Below are 25065 nucleotides of genomic sequence, written 5' to 3'. Positions count from 1 at the left end.
CCTCTCGAGGAGTCGGTGGTGGTGAGCGGCCGGCGCGACGCCGGATCAGTCGCCCGGTGCGAACCAGTGCTGCGGCTCCGGCGCGGTGTTGGTCCAGATGTGCTTGGTCTCGAGGTACTCCTCCAGACCGACGGCACCGAGTTCCCTCCCGATGCCGGACTGCTTGTAGCCGCCCCACTCGGCCTGGGCGACGTACGGGTGGTAGTCGTTGATCCACACCGTGCCCATCCGCAGTGCGGCCGCGACCCGGCGGGCCTTGTCCGGATCGGTGGTCCAGACTCCCCCGGCGAGGCCGTAGATCGAGTCGTTGGCGATCCTGATCGCGTCGGCTTCCTCGACGAAGGTCTCCACCGTCAGCACCGGCCCGAACGACTCCTCCTTGGTCACCGACATCGAGGTGTCGCAACGGTCCAGGACGGTGGGCAGGTAGTAGAAGCCGTCGGCCAGCGCGGGATCCTCGGGCCGAGCCCCGCCGAGACGGAGGACGGCGCCCTCGGCGAGCCCCGCCGCGACGTACGCCTCGACCTTGTCCCGATGGGCCGCACTGGTCAGCGGGCCGGTCTCGGCGGATTCGTCGAAGGGGCCACCGAGGCGGATCGTGCTCGCCCGCTCGACCAGGGCGTCGACGAACCTGTCGTGCAGGCTCTCCTGCACCAGCAGCCGGGCGCCCGCCGAGCAGACCTGGCCGGAGTGCAGGAAGACCGCAGTGAGCGCGAAGTCGAGCGCCGTGTCGAAGTGGGCGTCCTCGAAGACGATGTTGGGGTTCTTGCCGCCTAGCTCCAGGGCGACCTTCTTGACCGTCTCGGCGGCGTTGCGCATCAGTTGCTTGCCGGTGCCGATGCCGCCGGTGAAGGAGACCAGGTCGACCCGAGGGTCGATCGAGAGCGGGCCACCGGCGCTCGGCCCGGCGCCGAGCACCAGGTTGCCCACACCGGCCGGGAGCTCGAGCTCCTCCAGGATCCGCATCAGGTGGATCGCCGAGCTAGGGGTGATCTCGCTGGGCTTGAGCACGAACGTGCATCCCGCGAGCAGCGCGGGAGCGACCTTCCACGAGGTCTGGAGCAGCGGGTAGTTCCAGGGGGTGATCAGTGCGCAGACCCCGACCGGCTCGCGCACGACCACCGAGTCGACGTTCTCCTGGCCGACCTCGACCCGGCGCGGCTCCTCGGAGAGCGTCGCGTAGTGCCGGAACACCGAGACCACGTCGTCGACGTCGTACTCCGCCTCGACGTACCGCTTCCCGGTGTCGAGGGCCTCGAGCCGCGCGACCTCCGCCTTGTCGCGTTCGAGCAGGTCGGCAACCTTGTCGAGGACGGCGGCCCGCTCGGCGAAGGGCAATCGGGGCCAGGGCCCGTGGTCGAAGGCCTCCCGCGCCGCTGCGATCGCCGCCTCGGTGTCGTCGGCCTCGGCCTCGTCGACGGTCGTCACCAGGGACCCGTCGGCAGGACACCGGATCTCCCGGACACCGCCCGCCCGAGCGCCCACCCAGGCACCCGCGATGAACAGATCCCCCATCCCGACCGCCTCCCCGCCCCGGGTGGCCCGGTGGGCGGGGGCCACGTCTCAACGTCCAGACAAGCGAGCGGCGCACGGCCCGTCAACCCCCAGACGGGGCGAGGGCTCCCGACCGAGGGGTGGCTTTGGGGCGCCCCCGACAGGATTCGAACCTGTGACCCGCGGATTAGAAGGCCGCTGCTCTATCCAGCTGAGCTACGGGGGCTCATGACCACCCGACCAGCCCGGGCGGCACGCGCGGACAGTATGCCTCACCCCCGCCGGTGGCCCGTCTCGGCCTCCGGATCGCCCGAACCCGGTCGAACCTCCAGGCTGTGGTGCCGCTGGCCGAAGAAGCGCGGCCGGATGCCGCTGCGGGTGGTGACCACCCGGGAGACGCCGTACGCCGCGTCCATGTCGAAGGTCGTCCGGTTGCGCACCGCCCGCTGAGTCGGGCTCAGGCGCCGGCGTACTCGTCGATCTCGGCGAGGACGCGGGTGCGCACCTCTTCGGGGGCGTACGACGCCCGCACGGCGTCGCGGGCGAGGTCGGCGACCCCCTGCTCGTCGAGTCCGAGCAGGTCGGCAGCGATCTCGTACTCGCGGCGCAGGGTGGTGCCGAACATCGGCGGATCGTCGGAGTTGACCGTGACCAACACCCCGGCGTCGCGGAACGCGGCGAGCGGGTGCTCGGCCAGGGAGGCGACCGCGCGGGTGGCGACGTTCGAGGACGGGCACACCTCGAGCGGGATCCGGTGCTCGGCCAGGTGGGCGAGCAGGGCGGGGTCCTGAGCGGCGGAGGTGCCGTGCCCGATCCGGTCGGCGTGCAGGTGGTGCAGCGCATCCCAGACGGTCTCCGGACCGGTGGTCTCACCGGCGTGCGGAACGCAGCGCAGGCCGGCGTCGCGGGCGGCGGTGAAGTGCGGGGCGAACTGCGGCCGGGGTACACCGACCTCCGGCCCGCCGAGGCCGAAGGCGACCAACCCGTCGGGGCGGTGCTCGAGCGCGTAGGTCAGGGTCGCGTCCGCGGCCGGGACGCCCAGCTCACCCGGGATGTCATAGATCCACCGCATGACCAGGCCGTGGTCACGCTCGACCGCGGCCCGTGCGTCCTCGATCGCCTCGGTGTAGGCCTCGATGGGGATGCCGCGGAGCACGGAGGTGTGCGGGGTGCAGGTGAGCTCGGCGTACCGCACCCCCTCCTCGGTCGCGAGTGCTCGCCCCACCTCGTAGGTGAGGAAGCGAACGTCCTCGGCCGACCGGATCAGGTCGACGACCGCGAGGTAGACCTCGATGAAATGGTCGAAGTCGCGGAAGGCGAAGAAGTCGCGCAACCGATCGACGTCGGTCGGCACCGGGCCAGGGTGACGGGCGGCCAACTCGCTGACCATCGACGGCGAGGCTGAGCCGACGTGGTGGACGTGCAGCTCGGCCTTGGGCAGACCGGCGATGAAGTCGGCGAGCGAACCGCTCACTACTTGACCGCGTCGACCAGGTTGGTGACCATCTCGTCGATGGTGCGGAAGTCGGTGAACTGCTCGCCGTCGAGAAGCACGGTCGGGGTGCCCTGGACGCCGGCGTCGGCGGCCTCCTCGGTGGCGGCCTTGGCCCAGTCCATCGCCTGGTCGCTGTCCAGCGCGTCCTCGACGGCGTCCCGGTCGGCGCCCGCGTCGACGGCCTCATCGACCAGGTCGTCGGTGGACGGGAAGCTGCTGGCGGACTCGCTGGGCTGGTCCTCGAACAGCTGGGTGTGGAAGGCGGCGGCCACGTCGGCGTCGGCGGTCAGCATGACCGCCCCGAAGACCTCCAGCGCGTCCATCGAGTAATCGAAGTCGGTGAGCAGGTTGAAGGGCCGGTATTCGATCCGGACCTTGCCGTCCTCGGCGAGCTGGCTGAACTCCTCGTGCGAGGAACGCTCCAACTCACCGCAGTAGGGGCACAGGAAGTCCTCGTAGATGACCATGGTGTGCGGCGCGGTCTCCGGGCCGATCACCAGCGCGTGCTCCCCGGTCGCAGCCTTCGCGTCGACCTCGTCGTCACCGCCGATCGAGGTCGAGAGGTAGACCGCTCCGATGATCGCGATCAGGACCACCACGACGATCGCGGCGACACTGAGATTACGGCGGCGCTCGCGCCGCTGCTGCTCCTTGAGCGCGGCTGCGGCCTTGGCGGCCCGGGCGTCGGACTTCTTGGACACGTGCTCATTCTCCCGTGGAGGTACGGCGGAACAAAACCGAGTCGAGGGCCCACTTGGACCGCGGCCACACGACCAGATAGGCGGACAGGGCGAGGAAGAGGACGTCGCGGGCGATCTCCCAGGGGTACTTGAACGCGGCGTCTGGGTCGTAACCGCCGCCGCCGAAACACCCGCAGTCGATCTCCAGGCCGCGGGCCCACGCCGAGGCGATCCCGATGATGAAGGCCACGAACAGCAGCCCGGAGAGCACCGCCGAGAGACGGGTGAGGACGCCGAGCACGAGCGCGAGACCGAGGACCAGCTCGACCGCCGGCAGCAGCCGACCCACCACCTCGGCCAGCTCGCCGGGCAGGAGCTGATAGGCCCGCACCGCCTGCACGCTGGCGACCGGCTCGGTCACCTTGGTGGCGCCGGCCCAGATCCAGACGACACCGACGACCAGACGTGCGACCAGGCCGATCCAGGGCTGATAGTCGCCCCTGCGACCCGATCCATCCACGAGCATCACGCTAGTGGAGCGGTCCAAGCCGCCTACCGAGCCGCCAGCTCCAGGAGACGCTCCAGGGCCCGCAGCTGCTGGTCGGTCGAGTCGCCGACGAGGGTGACCCGTAGCAGCCCGACCCCGGCGGCGGCGTACGCCGCGAGCTGATCGGCGACCATCTGCTCGGTGCCGATCAGGTTCGTCCCGAGCCCGATCTCCGCAGGCACCGCGGCGGCCGCTCCCTCGCGGTCACCTGCCTGCCACAGGTCGTGCACCCGCGCGATCTGTTCGCTGAAGCCCTGCCGCTCGAAGGCGGCGCTGTAGAAGTTCGTCCGGGAGCTGCCCATCGCTCCGAAGGTGAACGCGTAGCCGCCGGCATGCTTGCGGGCCAGGGCGTCCACCTGCGACTCCTCCCCCAGTTCGAGGGAGACCGCGACCGCGAGCTCGAGGTCCTCGAGGGCGCGGCCGCTCTTCGTGGCTCCCTCGGCGATGGGGGCGACCAACACCTCACCGGCGGTGCCGGGCATGAACGAGTTGCCGATCCAACCGTCGGCCAGCTCACCGGTCAGGCGGAGGTTGGCCGGGCCGAGGGCCGCCAGCCAGATCGGGACGTGCACCGGCGTGGGGGCCATCGAGCGGATGCCCTTGCCCTCCCCGCCCGGCAGCGGAAGCTGGTAGCTCTGCCCCTCGTACACCGACCGTTCCCCGCGGCAGATCAGCCGGATGATCTCGATCGTCTCGCGGGTGCGTTGCAGTGGCCTGCTGAACGGGACGCCGTGCCAACCCTCGATCACCTGCGGGCCGCTGACGCCCAGGCCGAGGACGAACCGTCCTTGACTCAGCTCCTGCATCGACATCGCCGACATCGCGAGCATCGCGGGGGTGCGAGCCCCCAGCTGCGCGATACCGCTGATCAGCCGAGCGCGCCGGGTGCGACCCGCCAGCATCGCCAGCGGGGTGAGCGCGTCGTACCCCCACGCCTCTGCGGTCCACAGCGAATCGACGCCCATCGCGTCCGCCTCCAGGGCCAGCCTGAGTCCCTCGGGAGTGTGCGGCGCGACGTTGATCCCGATCCTCATCCTCTACTCCCCGCCCTCCGCGAGCCGCTTGATCTGCGCCAGGTTCGCGGTGATCGCACCCTGGTGCTCCTGGAGCCGGCGCTCGACGATCCGGTCCTCCTTCTCCGGCATCCGTTCGATCGCCGGGGTGAGACCCGAGGGCCCCGGGCCGATCTGGGCGATCTGCCGCAGCAGGACGCCGCCGCGGTCGATCGGTTCGATGAGATAGCGCCACACGGCGCTGGGGGTCTCGAGATCGCCGACGACATAGGCGAACTCACGCGGCTCCTCGGCGATGCTCACCACACACGTCGTCTCCCACGAACCGATCGCCGGGTGGGCGTTGCGGCCGGTGAACCGGGCGCCGACAGCGGGTTCACCGGCACCGTCGAGCCACTCGGCGCCCTTGAACTCGGGGCTGCTCAATGCCGGCGTCTGGAGGTCGGTGACGATTCGCCACACCGTCTCGGCCGAGGCCTCGATCTCGATCTCCGCGCGGGTGGTCGGCGCATCGGACAGCTTCATGCCAATCTCCTCCTCGACGGTTGCACAGGCAGATAGTGCCCTACATCACTACGCTCGCGCGGCAGAGGGCAGAGTTCTCGACGGAGGGCGGGCTCAGCGGCCCGGCCGCACCAGCCCGAGCTCGTAGGCCGCCACCGCGGCCTGAGTGCGATCACGCAGGCCGAGCTTGTGCAGGACCGCGGCGACGTGGGTCTTCACCGTTCCCTCGCCGAGGAAGAGCTTGCGCGCGATCTCCTGGTTGCTGAGCCCCCCTGCGACCTCGACCAGAACCTCGGTCTCGCGGGGCGTGAGCCTGTCCAGCGCGGGCGCGCGGGGCGCCCACCGCTCGGCGTACTCACGCACCAGTCGGTCCACCAGGGTCGGAGCGAGTGCGGTCTGTCCGTCCAGGGCCTGCCGCAACGCGCGGCGGAGATGCTCCGGCGGCATCGACTTCAGCAGGTAGCCCGACGCGCCCGCCCGTAGCGCCGCGACGATCAGGTCGTCATCGGCGAAGGTGGTGAGCACGAGGACCCGCACGTCGGCGGTCACCGGATCGGCGACCAGTCGCCTGGTGGTCTCGATCCCGTCCAGACGCGGCATCCGGATGTCGAGCAGGGCCAGATCGGGCCGGTGCTCGGTGATCGCCGCGAGCGCCGCGACCCCGTCCTCAGCCTCGGCGACGATTTCCAACTCCGGGTCGAGCCCCAGCACCATCCGGAGTCCTTGGCGGACCAGTGGTTCGTCGTCGGCGATGACGACGCGCGCCGTCACGGCCGGCCCGCCACGAGCGGGATCCGCGCCTCGACCCGCCAGCCGTCGGAGGTCTCCCCCGCGGCCAGCGATCCGTCGAAGAGCATGACCCGGCGCCGCAGACCGTCGAGTCCGCGACCCGAGCCCGCGGTGCGCGGGGTCCGGCGGTGACCGTCGTCGGCGACGACGGTCACGAGGTCGTCCGCCGCCCGGCACACCCGCACCTTCGCGACGCGGGCGTCGCTGTGCCGCACCACATTGGTGAGTGCCTCCTGCACGATCCGATACACGGTGGTCGACACGCTCGCGGGGATGTCGCACTCGGCCACCGGCGGCTCGACCACCAGATCCACGGCGAGGCCGCCCCCGCGCACGCTCGCGGCCAGGTCGGGCAGATGCGCGAGGCCCGGGGCCTCACCCTCCCGGGGTCCCAACAGGCCCAGGAACCGGTGCATGTCCGCGATCGCCTCGCGACCGGTTCGCTCGATCGACGCCAGGGAGTCGGCGACCAGGGCCTGCTCGGCCCGCTCCCGAGCACTCCCCGCCTGCAGGGTGATCAGCGTGAGCGCGTGCGCCAGCGAGTCGTGCAGATCCTGGGCGATGCGGGTGCGCTCCTCCTCGACGGCAGCGCGGGCCCGTCGGTCGGCGTCCAGCTCGGCGGCGACCCGGCGGTCGCTCATCCGTCGCAGGAGATGCAGCGCTCCCCACGCGGCGACGATGATGGCGATGTTGACGACCGCGTCGGCCGCCCGGACGTCGCCCGACCAGACGTCGTGACCGAGGCCGCCCACCAGGACGAGCACGACGCCGAGCGCGCCGGTGCGTGTCCCGGCGTACCAACCGAGCGAGCCGAGCAGGAACAGCAGGACCAGGAACGGGGTCGCGGTCGGCGCGGTGCCGGCCAACGGCTCCACGGCGAAGCCGAGCGAGCTCACCACGATCGACCCGAGCGGCCACACCCGGCGGATCGCCGTCGCCGGAACGATCAGCAGGATCATCACCTGGTGGACGACCAGGGAGCCGTCGACCTGGGTGGGGTCGAGCAGGGCCAACTCGACCTCGGCGACCACTGCCAGCACGACGCCCAGCAGCAGATCGGCCAGCAGCGCATCGGCCAGCCAGGGGGACGAGTGAGCCGGGGCACCCGTCGATCGTAGGGACCGCACCGGCTCGGCGTCCTCTGTCTGGCGACAGAGGAACTCCGATCATGCGGGAGAGGTCGCGACCAGCGGTCGTCCCTAGCGTCGAGTGACCGGACGCAATCGGCGTCCCGTCCGACCAGGAGCCGTCATGTCGACCACCGTTCGTGCCGAGCACCCCTCCTCCACCGACGCCGGCATCCGGCGTACCCGAACCGCCGCGGGAGTCGCGGCCGGCGTCCTGTTCGCCAACGTCGGCATCGGGTTCGGCGATGTGGAGGACCACACCACCGGACTCGGCCTCGCCTCCGAGCTGACCGCCGCCCTCGCCTTCCTCGCACTTGCCGTCGCGCTCGCGGCCACCGTGCCCGTCACCGGCTGGCGGGCCCTGCTGTGGTGGTCGGGACCGGTCGGCCTGACCATCGCCGGTCTCACCATGATCGGCGTCCCGGTCGTCGGGGCCGAACCGGCGGACTGGCTCTTCGTCCTCTCGGTGCTGCCCACCCTCATCGGGACCGTCGCCGCGGGTGTCCTGGGAAGCAGGCGGATCTGGCCGTGGCCGACCGGCGTCGGCCTCGCCCTGTTCCTCCCGATCATGTTCCTCGCGCCGCTGAACTCGTTGTGGATGGCGCTCGTGTGCCTCGGGGTCCTGCTCACCGCCGGCCGGGCCGTCGACCCGGCCTCGAGGTGGATCCCTCGCCGGCGTTCCGACACCGACGCCCGGTAGGGCCGAGGCGGGCCGGGCGACCGATGGGCTCGCCCGGCTCGCCGCCGGCTCACCCGAGTTCAGCGACGAGGAGCTCTGCGAGCGACCGCATGAGGGTGGGATCGCCGACCGCGTCGGGGTCGGTCATCGAGGCCCGGGTGAGGATCGTGAAACCGATCCGCGTGCCGTCCGGAGCGGTGATCAGGCCGGCGTCGTTCTGGGTGCCGTAGGCACCTCCGCCGGTCTTGTCCGCGCACCACCATCCGGTCGGCAGCCCGGCCCGGAACTTCGCGACGCTGGTGGTGTTGGACTGCATCCAGCCGGTGAGGACCCACCGGTCCCTGGAGGGCAGCACGGAGCCCACCAGCAGCCGGTGGTACGTCGCGGCCAGGGCCCGAGGCGTCGTGGTGTCACGCGGGTCCCCGGGCGTGCCCTCGTTCAGTTCGGTCTCCCACCGGTCCAGCCGGGTGACGTCGTCCCCCACGCTGCGCAGGTACGCCGTGAGCGCCGCCGGCCCCCGGTTCCCCCCGAGCCGGCGGAGCAGGAGGTTGCCGGCCGTGTTGTCGCTGTACCGGATCGCCGCGTCGGCCAGCTCACCCACCGTCATCGCTCGGCGTTCCCCGGTCACCGGGGAGTAGTCGACGAGGTCGCTGCTCCGGTAGCGGATCAGTTCGTCCAGGTCGACCCGCCGGCTCAGCAGGGCCGCTGCCACGAGCGGCTTGAAGGTGGAGCAGAGCGGGAAGCGCTCATCGACCCGGTGGGCGAGGCCGCTGCCGGTGCGCAGGTTGCGTGCCGAGAGCCCGATCCGGGCCCCGGTGCGGGCCTCGAGGTCGCCGACCGCGGGATGGGAGCTCACCGGCGGTGCGGACCCGGCCACCGCTGGTGGGATGCCCACGGAAGCCACCGTCGCCGCCGCCGCTCCGGCGGCGAGGATCTGGCGTCTGGACACGGGACGGTGCTGGCTGGAACTCATCGTGATCCCCTCGGAAGTAGGCATGGGTTCATGCACGCGAGCCGGAGGGTCGCACCCGGGCGCCGACCGGCCGGACGCGCACACGACGGCGATCCTGGACAAACCTCCGACGCGAGTCAACGAGCCCGGCCGCGAGTCGGCAGAGGTTGTGGACGGGGTGGGAGGAAGCGCGACCACCGGGCCCCGGAGACGACGATCGGGCGCTCCGGCCAAGCAGTGCCCGGCGCCCCGCTGGGCTGCGTGACCCCTTCCCGCGGATCGGCCGGGGCCCGCTCGGCGTAGGGTTCAGGCGTGTCTGCCACCACCGACCGCCTGGTCTGGATCGACTGCGAGATGACCGGACTCGACCTGGGCGCCGACGCCCTGATCGAGGTCGCAGCGCTGGTCACCGACTACGAGTTGAACGTGCTGGGCGACGGGGTCGACCTGGTCATCAAGCCGCCCGCGGCCGCGCTGGAGCAGATGATCGAGCTCGTCCGAACGATGCACACCACCTCCGGGCTGCTCGAGGAACTGGACGCCGGGGTCAGCCTCAGCGAGGCCGAGGAGCAGGTGCTGTCCTATCTGCACGAGCACTGCCCCACCGGCTCGCGCCCACCTTTGGCGGGCAACACCGTGGCCACCGACCGGGCCTTCCTCGCCCGCGACATGCACACGCTCGATGCGTTCCTGCACTACCGGATCGTCGATGTCTCCTCCATCAAGGAGTTGGCGCGGCGGTGGTTCCCGCGGGCCTACTACCAGTCGCCACCCAAGCGCGGTAACCACCGCGCGCTCGCCGACATCCAGGAGAGCATCGAGGAGCTTCGCTACTACCGGGAGGCCGTCTTCGTCCCCTCGCCCGGGCCCGACAGCGTTACTGCCAAGGCAGTCGCACAGCGGCACGGCGGGTCACTGACCGGACTCCACGAGGGGTCCGATCGCCCGTCCGCCTGACCCGCGGCGGATGACGGCCCCCCGATTCCCGGTCGGGCCGGTGCTTCCCCTACACTCTTCCCCGGATCGCATGCACGACGTGCGAGTCATGGCGGTTGTAGCTCAGTTGGTAGAGCACCTGGTTGTGGTCCAGGTGGCCGCGGGTTCAAGTCCCGTCAATCGCCCCGTTCCAGAACCCCCGGCCGATCGGCCGGGGGTTCTGTCGTACCCGGGCATCGAGGGCCGCGCGAACTTCCCCTCGCTGGGATGTCCGCCGCGGCCCCGACCTCGCTCCTGTCCTCATATCGGTCCGCGTTCACGCCCAGGACACTCAGGCGCGATCGCGCTGGACCATTCGGAACCATCTCCCAGGAGTCTCCATGAACCCGCTCGACAACCACCCCGGGGCCCGGCGAACCATGTACTACTTCGCCTTCGCCGTCGGCCTCATCCTCGGCGGCCTGCAGGTGGGGTACGGCGCCGCAGCCACCGCCCAACCCAGCTGGCTCACCGTCACCCTGGCCGTGTACGCATTCGCGGCGTCCTATCTGGGCCTCACCGCCGCGAAGCACACCCCGGCCTCGGGAGCCGAGGCGCCGACCTCTCGGGGAGCGAACCCCGCAACAGCCTCCGGTCCGGCGGTGGACGCATGAAATCCAGCGATTTTAGCTGACCCGAGTCAGCTATGATCGCGGTGTGGATGCCCAGACCTCCGTCCTGCGCCGCTTCAACCGGAGCTACACCCAGCGCATCGGCGCGCTCGACGACTCCTTCCTCGGGCTCGGGATGCCACTCACCTCGCTCCGCCTGCTCTACGAGATCGGCGCCGGGGTGCCCTCGGTGCAGGATCTCCGCACCCTGCTGGGGCTCGACTCGGGCTTCCTCAGCCGCACGATCCGAGGCCTGGAGCGCCGGGGGTACGTCGCCCTGCGACCGGATCCCGAGGACCGTCGCCGCCGCCTGATCGAGCTCACCCCCGAGGGCCGGGACGTCTGGAACGAGGTCGAGCAGCGCTCGGAGTTGCGCGCGCACGACCTGCTCGCTCCGCTCACCGCACGGCAGCGCGCCCGGTTGACCGAGGCGCTGGCCACCGCGGACCTGCTGGTCCGCGCGGCGACCGTCGAACTCCACGTGGTCGACCCCGCCTCACCGCTGGCCCGCGACGTGGTGCGACGCTACGTCGCCGAGCTCGACCGGCGCTTCGAGGGCGGCTTCGACCCCGGCCCGCCGGACCCCGCCGAGGACGCCCTGCTGCGCGCCCCGAGCGGTGCGTTCGTGGTCGCCACCAGTGACGGCGCGGCGGTGGCCGGGGGCGGCGTACGCGAGGACGACGGCGTCGCCGAGATCAAGCGGATGTGGGCACACCCCGAGTGGCGCGGTGCCGGCCTCGGCGCCAGGGTGCTGCGCCGACTCGAGGACGAGGCGCGGGCGCTCGGGCACGACTCCGTCCGACTGGACACCCAGGAGTCCCTCACCGAGGCGATCGCGTTGTACGAGCGGGCCGGGTACACCGCCGTCGAGCGGTACAACGACAACCCCTACGCCACGCACTTCTTCCAGAAGCGACTCGACGCCGGGGATGATCGCTGAGCCGCGGCCGCAAACCCGGATGAGACCTCACCACGTCCCGGTTAGGATCTGGACCATGATCGTCGCCTCGATGCGCCTGCGCTCCGTCCGCTGACGGCGGCGCGACCCCTTCTCGCTCCGCCGTCACGCAGGTCCGACCTGCCGGACGGCGCCCTCCGCCTCCGGCTCCCGACCCGTACGCGCGCGCCCCTCGCCGCCGTGCCACAGCACCGGAGCATCGTTGCCCCTCTCCTCCCCCGACCCCGTCGGGCCCCACCCCTCCGCCGAGCCCGAGCGAGCCGCGGAACGCCACCTCACCCTGCCGGCCGGCGGCCGCGCCCAGCTGGTCGCCACCGAGCTGACCGTGCACCGGGGCGGCCATCGCGTCATCACCGGCGCCACCCTCCGGGTCTCCCCGGGCGAGCGGTGGGCCGTCGTCGGCGACAACGGTCGCGGCAAGACCACCCTGATCCACGCCCTCGCCGGCCGGCTGACCCCCGACGAGGGGGCGGTCCGCCGCCTCGGCACCCTCGGCCTGGTCGACCAGGACCTGCCGGCGCCACGGCACCGACGCGTCGGCGACCTGCTCGAGGCCACCCTGACCGAGGCTCGGACTGCCCTCTGGGCGCTCGACGAGGCGGCCCTGGCCCTCGCCGAAGACGGTACGACGGCCGAGGCGTCCTACAGTGCCGCCCTCGAGGCCGTGGACCTGCTCGGGGCCTGGGACGCCGAACGTCGCCTCGATCAGGCCCTGGCCGCGCTGGACGCATGCCGCGATCCTGACCGGCCACTGAACACCCTCTCGGTGGGCCAGCGTTATCGGATCAGGCTGGCCTGCCTCCTCGGTGCCGAGCACGACTTCCTCCTCCTGGACGAACCGACCAACCACCTCGACGCCGGCGGTCTCGCCTTCCTCACCCGAGCCCTGCGCGAGCACTGCGGCGGCGTGGTGCTGGTGAGCCATGACCGCGCCCTCCTCCACGACGTCGCCACCGACGTGCTCGACCTCGACCCCACCTTCGACGGGCGTCCACGGGTGTACGGCGGCGGCTACGCCGGCGTACTCGAGGGCCGTCACCGGGAGCGTGCCCGGTGGCAGCAGGAGTACGACGCCCAGCTGCTCGAGCGGGACCGCCTCGAACGGGCCGCGGGGCAGGCGGAGGCGCGACTGTCCACCGGCTGGCGACCGGCCAAGGGCACGGGGAAGCACCAGCGGCAGTCGCACGCGCCGGGGCTCCTCCAGGCGGTGCGCCGCCGCCAGGACGCGCTCGAGGCCGCCCGCGTGGACATCCCGGCACCGCCGCCCGAGTTCGCCCTGCCAGACCTGTGCCCCCAGCCCGGGCGCACCCTCCTCCGGGCCGACCGGGTACGACTCGTCGGACGGCTCGACCCGATGGTGTCCCTCGACCTGGAGGCAGGTTCCCGGCTGCTCCTCACCGGGCCCAACGGCGCCGGCAAGTCGACCCTGCTCCACCTGCTCGCGGGTCACCTCGCCCCGACCGAAGGAGAGGTGCACCGCGCCCGGGACGTGCGGGTGGCGCTACTGGGTCAGGAGGGGGCGCCCCATCGACGGGGCACCGCCGCCGACGCCTACCGCGCCTACACCGAGTCATCGGTGGCCCACGGAGTGCTCGGCAGCGCGGAGCAGGTCCCGGCACGGTCCCTCGGGCTGCTCGACCAACGCGCTTGGGACACGCCCGTACGCCGGCTCTCGACCGGACAACAGCGTCGGCTCGACCTGGCTCTGCAGCTGGCCACCCGACCCGACGTCCTGCTCCTGGACGAGCCCACCAACCACCTCTCCGCCACCCTGGTCGACGACCTCACCGAGGCGCTGGCGACGACCGGCGCCGCCGTCGTGATCGCCACCCACGACCGGCAGTTGCTGCGGGACACCGCTGCCTGGCCGCATCTGGATCTGGTCCCGCAGTGAGAGCCGCTGCCGATTGGGTGGGGCGCCGGTCCGCTTGCTAAAGTCTGCGACGCAGCACATGCGCCATTAGCTCAATTGGCAGAGCAGCTGACTCTTAATCAGCGGGTTCGGGGTTCGAGTCCCTGATGGCGTACCACCCACGAAGGCCGGCTCCCCCAGGGCCGGCCTTCGTCGTCCCCGCACCACCACTCGACACACTCGGGCGGGCCCAGCGGCCCCGCCTCGGGATTAACGCCCACCGGCCACCCGCTGGTAATGTTCAGATCGCTTGAGCATGCGCCATTAGCTCAATTGGCAGAGCAGCTGACTCTTAATCAGCGGGTTCGGGGTTCGAGTCCCTGATGGCGTACCACTTCGAAGGTCACAGACCCCCCGGGTCTGTGACCTTTTCGCATCTCGCCCCCGACGGACCCTGGGGGCGAACACCTTCCGCTCGGCCGCTGCACGTCCACGCCGCCCGGTTCCGTCCGGTCCCGGGGCACGTCAAGGTCAGGGGTCGTCACTCGACCCCAGCATGAGGGTCCTCTCATCGGCACCTCATCCCCCTCCCACCTGCACTCGGCAGCGTGGTGCTCGCGATCGGGGAGGCGCCCCGATCCCGGCAGAAGGAGGATGCAATGCCCAGCTCAGGCCTTTTCACCGCACTTCAGCCCGCCCGGCTGGCCGCGAGGGCGAACTCGCGCAGCCGAAGCGACGACCGCCGCCGGCGTCGTCGCCGGCGGCGGCGCAACCGCAACCGCAGCCGCTCGCGCAGCAGCTGAGGTTCCGCGCCCGACACGAGCGACAGGTGGGGCTCGACATCGAGCCCCACCTGTCCCTTCCCAGGGATGGACGACATGCGCCGATGGTGGCAGCGGCTCGCCGCGTGGCTACGGCCGGAACGGGACGAGGCTCCCTTCGTCGCGCACGCGACCGGCCTGACCCTCGCCGAGGTGTTCCGGCGGTTCTGGCCCAGGATGCGCCCGCTGCGGTGGTGGCTGCTGCTGAGCCTGTGCCTGCTCGCAATCATCCCGCTGATCGAGATCGCCGAGATCCTGCTCTTCCAACGGCTGGTCGACGACGTTCTCGTCCCGGCGGCCGGTGGTGAGCCGCTCGCGCTGCTGTGGGCAACCCTGCTCGTCCTGGCCGTCGGGTACGTCGGGCTCAACCTCCTCTCGGGCCTCGTCTCGGCCTTCGACGACTACCTGGCGACCTGGATCTCGCAGCGCTTCCTGGTCGACCTGCGGCGCGACGTGTTCGCCCACGTGCTCGCCCTGCCCTCCCATGTCCACGACCACCGCCGGCTCGGCGACGTACTCTCCCGGCTGACCACCGACATCGCGACCGTCGAACGGTTCATGGTCGGGCACCTCACCGCGGGTCTCGGCGCCGTGATCCGGCTGGTCCTGCTGGTCGGCGCGCTCTTCTGGCTGCAATGGGAGCTGGCCCTCGCCTCCCTGCTCGCCGCACCCGCCCTGGCCCTGGTCTCCTCACGGTTCGCCCGCTTCGCCAAGGATGTCTCGCGCGAGCGCCGCCGCCGCGGCGGGTCGCTCGCCTCCGTCACCGAGGAGAGCCTGGCCAACGCCACCCTGATGCAGGTCTACGGCGCCCAGGACGACGCCGTGGCCGGCTACCACCGGCAGAACCGGGCGATCGCGGACGCGGAGCTGTCGGGCAGCAAGGTCCGCGGGGTTTTCCTTCCCCTGGTCGACCTGATCGAACTGGCCGGGATCCTGCTGGTCGTCGGCATGGGGGTGTGGGCCCTCTCCACCGATCGGCTGACCTTGGGCGGCCTGCTCGCGTTCATGACCCTGCTGGTCCAGTGCTACCGACCGGTCCAGGAACTCTCCGATCTGCTGCCCTCCCTGTTCTCCGCGACGGCCGGGATCGAGCGGGTCGTCGAACTGCTCGACCAGGAGCCCCCCGGCGACGTACCTGACGCGCGGCCGCTCGTGGTCCGGGGTGGGGAGATCCGCTTCGAGGGGGTCCGTGCGACCTATCCGGGCGGACCTCGCCCGGCCCTGAGCGGCCTGGACCTGTTGATCCCGGCCGGCGCCGCGGTCGCCGTGACCGGAGCGAGCGGGAGCGGCAAGTCCACCCTGGTCCGGCTGCTCACCCGTCAGCTCGCACCGGACCGTGGGCGCGTGCTGATCGACGATCAGGACCTCGCCGAGCGCACCGCGTGCTCGGTGCGCGACCAGGTCTCGGTCGTGATGCAGGAGACGCTCCTGCTCGACGCCAGCGTGCGGGCGAACATCGCGCTCGCCCGACCCGACGCGACCGAGGCGGAGGTCCGGACGGCGGCACGCACCGCCGACGCCGACGACTTCGTCACCGGGCTGCCCGAGGGCTACGACACCCGGGTCGGCCAGCGCGGCCGGCTCATCTCCGGTGGACAACGACAACGGCTCGCCCTCGCGCGGGCCCTCCTGAGAGGTGCTCCAGTGATGGTGCTCGACGAACCCACCACCGGTCTGGACGACGCAGCGGCGGAGCGCTTCCTCCAGGCCCTGCTCCGCGTCGCGGACGGGACGCACCGAACGGTGCTGGTGATGACCCACGACCCGCGGGTGCTGCCCTACGTCGACCGGGTGGTCGCCCTCGGTGACCTCCTCGCCCCGTCCGAACCGGCTGGAACCGCCACGGAGCCGGCGCCGTGAACTCCCGGTCGCGCCGCTCCCCTGGCTTCGCGCCCGTCGCCGCGGGTGAGGAGCTGCTGCCCGGCTACCGGGTCGTGGACCTGCTCGCCCACGGCCGCCGCCTCGACACCTACGACGCCTGGGACGAGGAGCGCGAGTGCCGCGTCGTCGTCAAGATCCTCAGGCCGGACCGGATGCACGAACCGCGGGTGGTCCGGGCGACCCTCCAGGAGGGCCGACTGGTCACCTCCCTGGCCCACCCGCACCTGGTGCGGGGCTTCGACGTGGTGGAGGTCCCACGCCCGGCGATCGTGCTGGAGACGCTCAGCGGAGCCACCCTCGACGCCGTCGCCGAGGAGCATCCGCTGGCACCGGGCGACGTCGCCCAGCTCGCGCTCCAGCTGGCGTCGGTGCTGGGATACCTGCACCGTCACGGCTGGCTGCACCTGGACGTCAAGCCGGCCAACGTGGTGGTCCGGGGCGGCCAGGCGGTGCTGATCGACCTCAGCCTGGCCGGGCCCGCCGGCGAGGGGCGGCCGGGCGCGGGCACCCGCGGCTATCTCTCGCCCGAACAGGCACTGGGCCGCGGGCTCTCGCCCGCCAGTGACGTCTTCGGCCTCGGCGTCACCCTCCTGGAGTGCCTCACCGGTGACCTACCCTTCGGTGAGGAGGCCACCTGGGAGACCCGCCGCCGGATCCCCCTGATCCACCGGCCCCTGCCGCGCGCGCCGGACCGGCTGCCCGGCGTACCGGAGGAGCTGGCGCAGCTGCTGATCGCATGCGTCGCGCTCGACGCCGAACGCCGGCCCACCCTGGCACGGGTCCGCGAGGTGTGCCTCGCGACGCTCGGCTGAGCGCGACCCGGAGGTCGGCTACAGGTAAAGACCGGTGTCGCTGTCGGCGACCCGGTCAGCGGCGACCGCGTGGATGTCGCGCTCCCGCATCAGGATGTAGACCTGACCGGACACCTCGACCTCGGCCTTGTCGTCAGCGTCGAACAGGACGGTGTCACCGACCTCGACGGCGCGGGCGTGCGGACCGACCGCGACCACCTTGGACCAGCTGAGCCGACGCGCGCCCATCGCAGCCGTGGCCGGGATGACGATGCCACCGGCGGAACGCCGCTCGCCGGCCTCCTTGTCGAGGTCCACGAGGATGCGGTCGTGCAGCATCTTGATCGGCGTCTTCTCGGTCATGCGGTGCTCTCTGGGAGGGATGAACAGATCGCGGCGCGGGCCGCTCCGGCCCTCAGCGCCGGGACAGTTTACGCAGCACCACGATCACCGTGATCACCCCGGCCACCGTGCCGGCGACCTTGAGGATGTTGTCGGTGCGCGGCTCCCCGGTCTCCTCGTCGACGAACTTCGCCTTCACCGCGGCCAGCTGACGATTCGCGATCGTCTTCGGGTTGGCGCGGTAGAGGAGCTGATCGATGGTGGTCGCGAGTTGCTCGCGCGCCTCTTCGATCTCGTGCTCGAGGGCGGAGGGGCCATCTGCCGTGGTCATGCGCCGAGGCTACCAACCCCGCACGCCCGGGCGAGGCCGACGGTGTCTGGGCGGGACCGGTATTTTCACCGGCATGACGCGATTGCAGCCCGGCGACACCGCACCCGACTTCACCCTCCCCTCCGACACCGGCGAGCAGGTCGGCCTGAGCAGCCTGCGCGGCCGCAAGGTGATCGTGTACTTCTACCCCGCCGCGATGACCCCGGGCTGCACCAAGCAGGCCTGCGACTTCACCGACTCCCTGGACTCGCTCAAGGCCCAGGGGTACGAGGTGCTCGGGACCTCGCCCGACAAGCCGGAGAAGCTGGCGAAGTTCCGCGAGCGAGACGGCCTCACCATCACGCTGCTCTCCGACCCCGAGAAGGACGTCCTCACCGCCTGGGGTGCCTTCGGCGAGAAGAAGCTGTACGGCAAGGTCGTCCAGGGCGTCATCCGCTCCACCGTCGTCCTCGACGAGGAGGGCACCGTGTCGCTGGCCCAGTACAACGTGAAGGCCACCGGTCACGTCGCCAAACTCCGCCGCGACCTGGGTCTGGACTAGGGGAACGCCGATCGCGACCGGACGTGCCTCCTGGTCGCCGGGCGCCACATCGACCCACCGCTCGACGACCCCGCCCCGATGCGGTGCAGGAGCGCGTCGACGCCCGCCGGTGCGCGCGAGGCACCGGCGGGCGGCACGTGCTACGTGTGCCGAAGGGGGGACTTGAACCCCCACGCCCGAAGGCACAGGAACCTAAATCCTGCGTGTCTGCCGATTCCACCACTCCGGCCCGCAGAGCGGAGTCTAGAAGACCCGCGACCTACAGTGACGATCGTGACCCCGTTCGTGCTCGCCTCCCAGTCCCCCGCCCGCCTCGCGACCCTGCGCAGCGCGGGCGTCGAGCCGACCGTGATCGTGAGCGGCGTCGACGAGGACCAGTTGGCCGGGCTGCCGCCGGCCGAGCTCGCCCTCCAGTTGGCCGAGCTCAAGTGTGCCGCGGTCGCCGGCCGGCCCGAGGTGCCCGCCGATGCGCTGGTGCTCGGCTGCGACTCGGTGCTGGAGCTGGACGGTGAGGCCCTGGGCAAGCCGGGCACGCCCGAGGAGGCGGTCCGGCGGTGGCAGGCGATGCGCGGCCGAACGGGCGTCCTGGTCAGCGGTCATGCCCTCACCGACGTGGCGAGCGGCCGGACGGCGGCGGCCACCGCGAGCACCACGGTGCATTTCGCCGACCTCGACGACGAGGAGATCGCGGCGTACGTCGCCACCGGGGAACCGCTGCACGTCGCCGGCGCGTTCACCGTCGACGGGCTCGGTGGCGCGTTCGTGACCGGCATCGAGGGCGACCACCACAACGTCGTCGGGGTGAGCCTGCCGCTGCTCCGCGAACTGGTCGCCGAGCTCGGCCATCGCTGGACCGACCTCTGGAGCCGCTGATCCCGCACTCCCCGGCCCTGGCCCGACCGATCCGACCGGTCCGACCGTCAATGCACGCGGGCCCGGCGAGCGGGCGTCAGTCGCGCAGGGGGAGGTCCGCGGGGTCGTCGTACATCTCGACCAGGGCGATCGGGCGACGGAAGACGAACCGGCGGAACAGATAGAAACGGGCCAGCATGCCCGCGGCGAGCCCGATCACATTGGCCGCCAGGTTGTCAGCCAGCGGGGAGTCGTGACCCAGGACATCGCGGGAGAACCACAGGCAGGCCACCGGTAGCGACATCGTCACGACGTTGATCAGCACGAACATCGTCCGGCCGCCGTCGGAGTGCTGGGGCGGCCGGTCCTTGAACGCCCAGTACCGGCTCAGCCGGTAGCTGATCGCCATGCCGACGGTGTTGGCCAGGACGTAGGCCGGGATCGGCTGGTCCGCCATCACCGCGACGGCGCCGTCGACCAGCCCGTGCACGAGCAGGTTGAAGAGCGTGAACGCCACCAGCGTGGCCACGCCTCCCACCGCGAGGAATCGGCCCGCCTCGCCGAGGAGGGTCCGCCATCGCTCCATGGTGGATAAGAATAGTTCCTCTCGCGCCGTGACCACGCTTCCGCACCCCTGTGGAATCGACCGCACGAGGTGGGACGTGACACCGGCCACACCACAAGACCTGTCCGCGGCGGTACCCTGCCCCGCGGTGGGACCCAGTGCCGTCGTAGCGTGCACCGCGTCCCCCTCCGAAAACTCTCCGATCCACCCCTCAGATCCGACCCACCAGCCGAACCAGCAGGAGTCCCCCGGTGCCGCAGACCAAGCCGTTGACCAAAGTCCTGATCGCGAACCGCGGCGAGATCGCCGTCCGAGTCGTTCGTGCCTGTAAGGACGCCGGGATCGGGTCGGTCGCGGTGTACGCCGACCCCGACCGGGACGCACTCTTCGCCAGGCTCGCCGACGAGGCCTACTCGCTCGGCGGTGCCACCCCGGCGGAGACCTACCTCGACATCGCCAAGATCATCGAGGTGGCCAAGACCTCCGGAGCCGACTCGGTGCACCCGGGCTACGGCTTCCTGGCCGAGAACGCCGACTTCGCCCAGGCGGTCCTGGACGCCGGCCTGATCTGGATCGGCCCCTCCCCCGACGCCATCGACGCGCTGGGCGACAAGGCCAAGGCCAAGCACATCGCGCAGAAGGCCAACGCCCCGCTGGCCCCCGGCACCAAGGACCCGGTCGCGGACGCCGATGAGGTCGTGGAGTTCGCCAAGGCCAACGGCCTGCCGGTCGCCATCAAGGCGGTCTTCGGCGGCGGCGGCCGCGGCCTCAAGGTCGCCCGCACCCTGGAGGAGATCCCCGACCAGTACGACTCCGCCGTGCGCGAGGCGGTCACCGCCTTCGGCCGCGGCGAGTGCCTGGTGGAGAAGTTCCTGGACAAGCCGCGCCACGTCGAGACCCAGTGCCTGGCCGACCAGCACGGCAACGTGGTCGTGGTCTCCACCCGGGACTGCTCCCTCCAGCGCCGGCACCAGAAGCTCGTCGAGGAGGCGCCCGCGCCGTTCCTCACCGAGGACCAGATGACCGCTCTCTACGACGCCTCCAAGGCGATCCTCAAGGAGGCCGGCTACGTCGGTGCCGGCACCTGCGAGTTCCTGGTCGGCAGCGACGGCACCATCTCCTTCCTCGAGGTCAACACCCGACTGCAGGTCGAGCACTGCGTTTCCGAGGAGGTCACCGGGATCGACCTGGTGCGCGAGATGTTCCGCATCGCCGCCGGCGAGGAGCTCGGCTACGGCGACCCGGAGATCCGCGGCCACTCCATCGAGTACCGCATCAACGCCGAGGACGCCGGGCTGAACTTCATGCCCGCCCCCGGCACGCTCACCGAGTGGGCGCCCCCGTCGGGCCCCGGTGTCCGGCTCGACGGCGGGTACGAGAAGGGCGAGACCATCCCGGGCTCCTTCGACTCGCTGATCGCCAAGCTGATCGTCACCGGCCGCGACCGCGACCAGGCGCTGGCCCGCTCGCGCCGTGCGCTCGACGAGTTCCGAGTCGACGGCATGCCCACCGTGATCCCCTTCCACCGCGCGGTCACCCGCGACCCGGCGTACATCGGTGACGGGGAGACCTTCAGCGTCTACACCACCTGGATCGAGACCGAGTTCGACAACCAGGTGACCCCGTACGCCGGCGAGACCGGCGAGGCTGCCGAGGAAGGCGAGCGCACCGCAGTGACCGTCGAGGTCGGCGGCAAGCGTCTCGAGGTCGTGATCCCGGCCGGTCTGGGCGGGCTCTCGGCCGGTCCCGCCGCCGGGGCGAAGAAGCCGAAGCGGGCCAAGGGCAAGAAGGCCGGTGCGGCCGCATCCGGCGACGCGGTGACCAGCCCGATGCAGGGCACCGTGGTCAAGGTCGTCGTCGAGGAGGGCCAGGAGGTCGCCGAGGGCGACACCGTGGTGGTCATCGAGGCGATGAAGATGGAGCAGCCGCTGAAGGCGCACAAGGCCGGCGTCGTGACCGGTCTCGCGGCGCAGATCGGCGCCACCGTCTCCAACGGAGAGGTCCTCTGCGAACTCAAGGGCTGATCGCCCTCCGTAGGCAGCACGACGATGGATGACGCGACCCTGGCCGAGATCGAGTCGGCGCTCGGCCAGGATGGCGTCTGGGTGGCCCCCGAACTGCGCTCGGAGATCTCACCGCAGGACGAGCACGCCGTCGAGCAGGCGGTGGCCGGGTCCGGGACGCCGACCTTCGTGGTGCTCACGGAGATGGAGTACGCCGATCCCCTCACCGGGAGCTTCGATCAGCTGGCGGCGCTCATCCACGACGACACCGGCCGGGACGGCTACTACCTCGGGCTCCCGGTGGAGCCGGAGACGCTGCCGCTGGAGGTGACGTCGTTCCCCGAGGACCTCGACGCCTACCAGGCCGCGCGGATCGCCTGGTTCGACCACCCCGAGGACGTGGCCGCCCAGGCTGCGGAGAGCGTGGAGCTGCTCGACGGCGGCACCGACCTCTCGGCCGACTACGACCAGCGGGTCGAGGAGGACCCGCGGGCCGCGCAGATGATCCAGGACGCCTACTTCGGCGGCGGCGACTCGGCGGACGAGGACGGCTCGGCCGGCGGCATCTGGCTCGGCGTCGGCGGGGTGGTCGTGGCGCTGCTCGTCCTCGCCGTGGTGTTCCGAGCGCGTCGCGGCCGGCGCAGGCCCGTCGCGACCACGTCGCGGCCCACCCCCACCTTCGCTCTTCCGGCCACGGTGGTCCGCTCCGTCCGGGCCGCCGAGACCAGGGCCAGGGAGGAGCAGGCGACACGCGAGGTCGCCGATCTGGGCGAGGCGCTCGACCGCGCTCCCCTGGACCCCGAGCTCACCGACGCGTACGACGCCTGGCAGAGCGCCCTGGACCACTACGAGCTCGCCCGGCGCATCCTCGATCGCTCGCACACGCCCGCCGACGTCGTCGGAGCGATCGTGCTGGGCCGTCGCGGTGCCGAGGCCCTCCGCGCGGCCGAACGCGGCCGGCGGTGGGTACCGGGGTCGCCGTGCTGGTTCAACCCCCTGCACGGCGGGTCCGTGCGGACCGTGACCTGGACCGACCCTGAGGTCGAGGCGCCCGCCTGCGCCGACTGCGCGCGGCAGGCAGAGAAGGGCGAGGAGCCGACGGACACCTTGGAGTTCGTCGCCGACGAGGCGACCCGGGCATACTTCCGCCTGGACCTGGGGGTGTGGAGCCGCACCGGGTTCGGGGCGTTGGAGCCCGACCTCGTCGCGGCCCTCACCAACGGATAGGGGCGTCGATGCTGTCGGTCGACGTGGTGCCCCCCGACTCGGTGACCGAGCTGGCAGAACACCTCCGCCGAGACCCCGTCATCATCGAGCAGCGTCTCGGATCCGGAGACACCGCCGGCTCCGACCGCCGCATCACGGCGTCCGCCGACCAGTTGCCGTTCGCGGTGTACGTCGCCGTCGTCGCGCCGCCGCCGGAGATCTCACCGGGCACGGGAGCGGGTGATGAGCTCGCCATCGCACTGAGCCGCGAGATCGGCGAGCCGGGCCTCTACGTCGTGGGCTCGGAGTTCGGCGTCCGCAGCCGGCTGATCGGCGTCGAGGGCATGGACCCGGACCTGTTCTCCTTGCACGCGTACGCGAACCAGGAGGCGGTCACCTCCGCGACCGAGCCCGACACTCGGCTGCACACGGTCGTGGACGCCGAGATCGTCGTACGGACCGCCACCCACACCATCGACGACGACTACTCCGAGCCGAACCTGCCGGCCACCGAGGTCGAGGAGCTCGCCCGGCGCAACGACGAGCTGCGGCCCTACGAGACCGCGCGTCGGGCCCGGTCGCACGGCGACGACGACCAGCCGCCGGAGCCCTGGACGACCGGGAAGCGCTGGATGGTCGGCAGCCTCACCGGCGTGCTCGCACTCCTGCTCCTGTGGCACCTGCTCAGCGGCCGGCCCCGGCTCCGGCGACCTCGCGCGACCGGCTCGGCCCGTCCCTCCTCGGCGCGTACCCCGTCCGCCCCGAGGTCGGTCTCGGCGGCGCGCACCACACCCGACCGCGACGCGGAGCGGGAACGGTCCAGCGCCCTACTGACCGCCCTGGCCGAGGATCTGGCCGCGTACAGCGACCGGGGCGCCGACCCGACCTCCGCCGAGCGCCTCCAGGCCGCCGTGCTGGCCCGGGAGGTCGCCGAACCCCTGCTCGATTCCGGTGACGTCCTGGACCTGGTCGGTGCCGGCGTCCTGGCCCGGATCGGCCGGCGCGAGGTGTCCCGGGCGCGGGGTCGGGCGCGGACGCCGTACCGGCCGTGCTTCTTCGACCCGCGCCACCCCAGCGGCACCCGGAAGGCCGAATGGCGCTTCGGCGACGCCACCGTCGAGGTGCCCGTCTGCCCCCGCTGCCTGCAGGCGCTCGAGCGCGACCGATGGCCCGACCCCCTCACGCCCCCGTCCGGGCGGCCCTACTACGACGGCGACACCGTGTGGGCCCGCACCGGCTTCGGCGCTCTCACCGACGACCTGGCCGGGGCGGTCGCACGGGCACGGGAGGGGCGGCGATGAACGCGAGGAACTCCCCGTCGCGACCGCGCCGTGGGCGCGAGGAACGCCGAGGGCTGCTGCGCCCGCTGCCGGCGCTGCTCGTCGCCCTGCTGCTCGGCGGCGCCCTCGGCACCGCGTCCGCCGTGGTGCCCGGCCACCACCCCGCGACGACCGCGTCGGACTACCCGAGCGACCAGGCCGAACTGGCCCGTGCCGCCGCGAGCACCCCCGGCGATCGGGTGCGGCAGGCCATCACCGGCGTGGAGCGGACCGGCCTGCATGTGGCTCCCGAGGTGCGGAGTCTCTTCACCGCCGCACAACTCCGGGCCATCCAGGACCGGATCGCCGGATCCGCCGTACCCCTGCACGTCGTCTACTGGGCCGAGACCAGCGAGGGCGGCTACAGCGGCGAGGAGTCCGCGCTGTACCAGATCATCGCCCATGCCGCCGAGCCCGGCGTCTACGCCGTCGCCTCCCCCGGTCGCTACCCGACCGCGATGGCCTCGGACGGCGACACGGTGTACGTCGAGGCCGACGGCAACGGCCGTCCGGCCGCCGCTTTGGAGCGACTGGTCGGCGAACTGTCCCACCTGGCGGCCTCGGACTGGATGCCCGAGCCCGCCTCCGGGACCGGCACAGAGTCCCCCGACTCCGACTTCTGGGGTGGCCCCGTGGGTGGCTTCTTCGCCGGGCTCCTGTTCGCCGCACTCGTCTACGGGGCCACCTGGCTGGTCATCGCGGTGGTGCGTGTGAGCGTCGGCGCCCGGCGCGGCTGA

The 25065-nt window shown here is 71.8% G+C and carries 27 protein-coding genes and 5 tRNA genes; 16 read left to right on the top strand and 16 right to left on the bottom strand.

The genetic code is table 11. The features are described from left to right. Positions 1 to 45 precede the first annotated feature (45 nt). From G515_RS0107260 to G515_RS22565, 10 genes are all read right to left on the bottom strand, one after another. Positions 46 to 1560, bottom strand: coding sequence for an aldehyde dehydrogenase family protein (locus tag G515_RS0107260; protein WP_245565282.1), 1515 nt, complete (start codon positions 1558 to 1560; stop codon positions 46 to 48). Positions 1561 to 1646: 86 nt separating this feature from the next. Beyond that, positions 1647 to 1720, bottom strand: a tRNA-Arg gene (locus tag G515_RS0107255). A 46-nt stretch (positions 1721 to 1766) separates the two neighbouring features. Further along, positions 1767 to 1934, bottom strand: coding sequence for a hypothetical protein (locus tag G515_RS23285; protein ID WP_157571038.1), 168 nt, complete (start codon positions 1932 to 1934; stop codon positions 1767 to 1769). 17 nt (positions 1935 to 1951) lie between these two features. Next, a complete protein-coding gene (locus tag G515_RS0107245; protein ID WP_028659622.1) occupies positions 1952 to 2968 on the bottom strand; it encodes an adenosine deaminase in 1017 nt (338 codons plus the stop codon). After that, on the bottom strand, positions 2968 to 3690 hold the full coding sequence (locus G515_RS0107240; protein ID WP_028659621.1) for a DsbA family protein: 723 nt from the start codon (positions 3688 to 3690) through the stop codon (positions 2968 to 2970). The genes G515_RS0107245 and G515_RS0107240 overlap by 1 nt, the downstream gene beginning before the upstream one ends. A 4-nt stretch (positions 3691 to 3694) precedes the next feature. Continuing rightward, positions 3695 to 4189 (bottom strand): MauE/DoxX family redox-associated membrane protein, encoded by a 495-nt coding sequence (locus tag G515_RS0107235; RefSeq protein WP_028659620.1) that lies wholly within the window; start codon positions 4187 to 4189, stop codon positions 3695 to 3697. Between the two features lie 32 nt (positions 4190 to 4221). Next, the gene (locus G515_RS0107230) at positions 4222 to 5250 is read right to left on the bottom strand and encodes an LLM class flavin-dependent oxidoreductase (RefSeq protein ID WP_028659619.1); all 1029 of its coding nucleotides are present in this window, start codon (positions 5248 to 5250) and stop codon (positions 4222 to 4224) included. A gap of 3 nt (positions 5251 to 5253) precedes the next feature. Beyond that, a complete protein-coding gene (locus G515_RS0107225; RefSeq protein WP_028659618.1) occupies positions 5254 to 5754 on the bottom strand; it encodes an SRPBCC family protein in 501 nt (166 codons plus the stop codon). A 93-nt stretch (positions 5755 to 5847) separates the two neighbouring features. Next, positions 5848 to 6504: a response regulator gene (locus G515_RS0107220; RefSeq protein ID WP_028659617.1), complete on the bottom strand. Its 657-nt coding sequence runs from the start codon at positions 6502 to 6504 to the stop codon at positions 5848 to 5850. Then, positions 6501 to 7649, bottom strand: coding sequence for a sensor histidine kinase (locus G515_RS22565; RefSeq protein WP_051217981.1), 1149 nt, complete (start codon positions 7647 to 7649; stop codon positions 6501 to 6503). Before G515_RS22565 ends, G515_RS0107220 begins: the two co-directional genes overlap by 4 nt. A gap of 124 nt (positions 7650 to 7773) precedes the next feature. Between G515_RS22565 and G515_RS0107210 the strand changes: the two genes are divergently transcribed. After that, positions 7774 to 8349 carry a hypothetical protein gene (locus tag G515_RS0107210; RefSeq protein ID WP_028659616.1) on the top strand — a complete coding sequence of 192 codons (576 nt, stop codon included), beginning with the start codon at positions 7774 to 7776 and terminating at the stop codon, positions 8347 to 8349. A gap of 49 nt (positions 8350 to 8398) precedes the next feature. Here the strand turns inward: G515_RS0107210 and bla are convergent, their stop codons facing one another. Continuing rightward, positions 8399 to 9223 (bottom strand): class A beta-lactamase, encoded by an 825-nt coding sequence (bla, locus tag G515_RS0107205; RefSeq protein ID WP_211220975.1) that lies wholly within the window; start codon positions 9221 to 9223, stop codon positions 8399 to 8401. Between the two features lie 369 nt (positions 9224 to 9592). Between bla and orn the strand changes: the two genes are divergently transcribed. From orn to G515_RS0107170, 7 genes are all read left to right on the top strand, one after another. Then, positions 9593 to 10237 carry an oligoribonuclease gene (orn, locus tag G515_RS0107200; protein WP_028659614.1) on the top strand — a complete coding sequence of 215 codons (645 nt, stop codon included), beginning with the start codon at positions 9593 to 9595 and terminating at the stop codon, positions 10235 to 10237. A 91-nt stretch (positions 10238 to 10328) separates the two neighbouring features. After that, positions 10329 to 10401: transfer RNA gene (locus G515_RS0107195), tRNA-His, on the top strand. A 195-nt stretch (positions 10402 to 10596) separates the two neighbouring features. Then, positions 10597 to 10869 (top strand): hypothetical protein, encoded by a 273-nt coding sequence (locus G515_RS0107190; RefSeq protein ID WP_028659613.1) that lies wholly within the window; start codon positions 10597 to 10599, stop codon positions 10867 to 10869. 43 nt (positions 10870 to 10912) lie between these two features. Then, positions 10913 to 11806, top strand: coding sequence for a bifunctional helix-turn-helix transcriptional regulator/GNAT family N-acetyltransferase (locus tag G515_RS0107185; protein WP_028659612.1), 894 nt, complete (start codon positions 10913 to 10915; stop codon positions 11804 to 11806). Between the two features lie 220 nt (positions 11807 to 12026). Next, positions 12027 to 13718 (top strand): ATP-binding cassette domain-containing protein, encoded by a 1692-nt coding sequence (locus G515_RS20005; RefSeq protein ID WP_084653253.1) that lies wholly within the window; start codon positions 12027 to 12029, stop codon positions 13716 to 13718. A 60-nt stretch (positions 13719 to 13778) separates the two neighbouring features. Further along, positions 13779 to 13854: transfer RNA gene (locus G515_RS0107175), tRNA-Lys, on the top strand. Positions 13855 to 13994: 140 nt separating this feature from the next. Beyond that, positions 13995 to 14070, top strand: a tRNA-Lys gene (locus G515_RS0107170). A 294-nt stretch (positions 14071 to 14364) separates the two neighbouring features. Here G515_RS0107170 and G515_RS23280 read toward each other — a convergent pair. Then, positions 14365 to 14556 (bottom strand): hypothetical protein, encoded by a 192-nt coding sequence (locus tag G515_RS23280; RefSeq protein ID WP_157571037.1) that lies wholly within the window; start codon positions 14554 to 14556, stop codon positions 14365 to 14367. Between G515_RS23280 and G515_RS20000 the strand changes: the two genes are divergently transcribed. Both G515_RS20000 and G515_RS19995 read left to right on the top strand, forming a co-directional pair. Beyond that, positions 14555 to 16357: an ABC transporter ATP-binding protein gene (locus G515_RS20000; RefSeq protein WP_169570470.1), complete on the top strand. Its 1803-nt coding sequence runs from the start codon at positions 14555 to 14557 to the stop codon at positions 16355 to 16357. The genes G515_RS23280 and G515_RS20000 overlap by 2 nt on opposite strands. Next, the gene (locus tag G515_RS19995; RefSeq protein WP_036554743.1) at positions 16354 to 17190 is read left to right on the top strand and encodes a serine/threonine-protein kinase; all 837 of its coding nucleotides are present in this window, start codon (positions 16354 to 16356) and stop codon (positions 17188 to 17190) included. Before G515_RS20000 ends, G515_RS19995 begins: the two co-directional genes overlap by 4 nt. A gap of 18 nt (positions 17191 to 17208) precedes the next feature. Here G515_RS19995 and G515_RS0107155 read toward each other — a convergent pair whose 3' ends face one another. Both G515_RS0107155 and G515_RS0107150 read right to left on the bottom strand, forming a co-directional pair. Continuing rightward, positions 17209 to 17532 carry a GroES family chaperonin gene (locus tag G515_RS0107155; RefSeq protein ID WP_028659611.1) on the bottom strand — a complete coding sequence of 108 codons (324 nt, stop codon included), beginning with the start codon at positions 17530 to 17532 and terminating at the stop codon, positions 17209 to 17211. A gap of 52 nt (positions 17533 to 17584) precedes the next feature. Then, positions 17585 to 17842, bottom strand: a complete 258-nt coding sequence (locus G515_RS0107150; RefSeq protein WP_028659610.1) for a DUF3618 domain-containing protein — start codon at positions 17840 to 17842, stop codon at positions 17585 to 17587. Positions 17843 to 17915: 73 nt separating this feature from the next. Here G515_RS0107150 and bcp point away from each other — a divergent pair, with 73 nt between their 5' ends. Beyond that, entirely contained in the window at positions 17916 to 18383 is a 468-nt protein-coding gene (bcp, locus tag G515_RS0107145) for a thioredoxin-dependent thiol peroxidase (protein ID WP_028659609.1), read from the top strand. 147 nt (positions 18384 to 18530) lie between these two features. On the opposite strand, the gene G515_RS0107140 is transcribed toward bcp, so the two are convergent. Next, positions 18531 to 18612, bottom strand: a tRNA-Leu gene (locus G515_RS0107140). A 41-nt stretch (positions 18613 to 18653) separates the two neighbouring features. Here G515_RS0107140 and G515_RS0107135 point away from each other — a divergent pair. Continuing rightward, a complete protein-coding gene (locus G515_RS0107135) occupies positions 18654 to 19256 on the top strand; it encodes a Maf family protein (protein ID WP_211220979.1) in 603 nt (200 codons plus the stop codon). Between the two features lie 76 nt (positions 19257 to 19332). Here the strand turns inward: G515_RS0107135 and G515_RS19990 are convergent, their stop codons facing one another. Then, positions 19333 to 19821, bottom strand: a complete 489-nt coding sequence (locus G515_RS19990; RefSeq protein ID WP_051217979.1) for a GtrA family protein — start codon at positions 19819 to 19821, stop codon at positions 19333 to 19335. 230 nt (positions 19822 to 20051) lie between these two features. Between G515_RS19990 and G515_RS0107125 the strand changes: the two genes are divergently transcribed. The 4 genes from G515_RS0107125 to G515_RS0107110 are packed head-to-tail and all read left to right on the top strand — an operon-like array spanning position 20052 to position 25065. Continuing rightward, positions 20052 to 21824 (top strand): acetyl/propionyl/methylcrotonyl-CoA carboxylase subunit alpha, encoded by a 1773-nt coding sequence (locus tag G515_RS0107125; RefSeq protein WP_028659607.1) that lies wholly within the window; start codon positions 20052 to 20054, stop codon positions 21822 to 21824. A gap of 24 nt (positions 21825 to 21848) precedes the next feature. Beyond that, the gene (locus G515_RS0107120) at positions 21849 to 23030 is read left to right on the top strand and encodes a hypothetical protein (RefSeq protein WP_028659606.1); all 1182 of its coding nucleotides are present in this window, start codon (positions 21849 to 21851) and stop codon (positions 23028 to 23030) included. 8 nt (positions 23031 to 23038) lie between these two features. Beyond that, a complete protein-coding gene (locus G515_RS0107115) occupies positions 23039 to 24310 on the top strand; it encodes a hypothetical protein (protein ID WP_028659605.1) in 1272 nt (423 codons plus the stop codon). Then, positions 24307 to 25065 (top strand): hypothetical protein, encoded by a 759-nt coding sequence (locus G515_RS0107110; protein ID WP_028659604.1) that lies wholly within the window; start codon positions 24307 to 24309, stop codon positions 25063 to 25065. The genes G515_RS0107115 and G515_RS0107110 overlap by 4 nt, the downstream gene beginning before the upstream one ends.

Origin of the sequence: Nocardioides insulae DSM 17944 (genome assembly GCF_000422825.1) — a bacterium.
GTDB lineage: Bacteria > Actinomycetota > Actinomycetes > Propionibacteriales > Nocardioidaceae > Nocardioides > Nocardioides insulae.
Note: the sequence above shows the minus strand (reverse complement) of the source record. Positions and strands in the feature narration are given on the sequence as shown.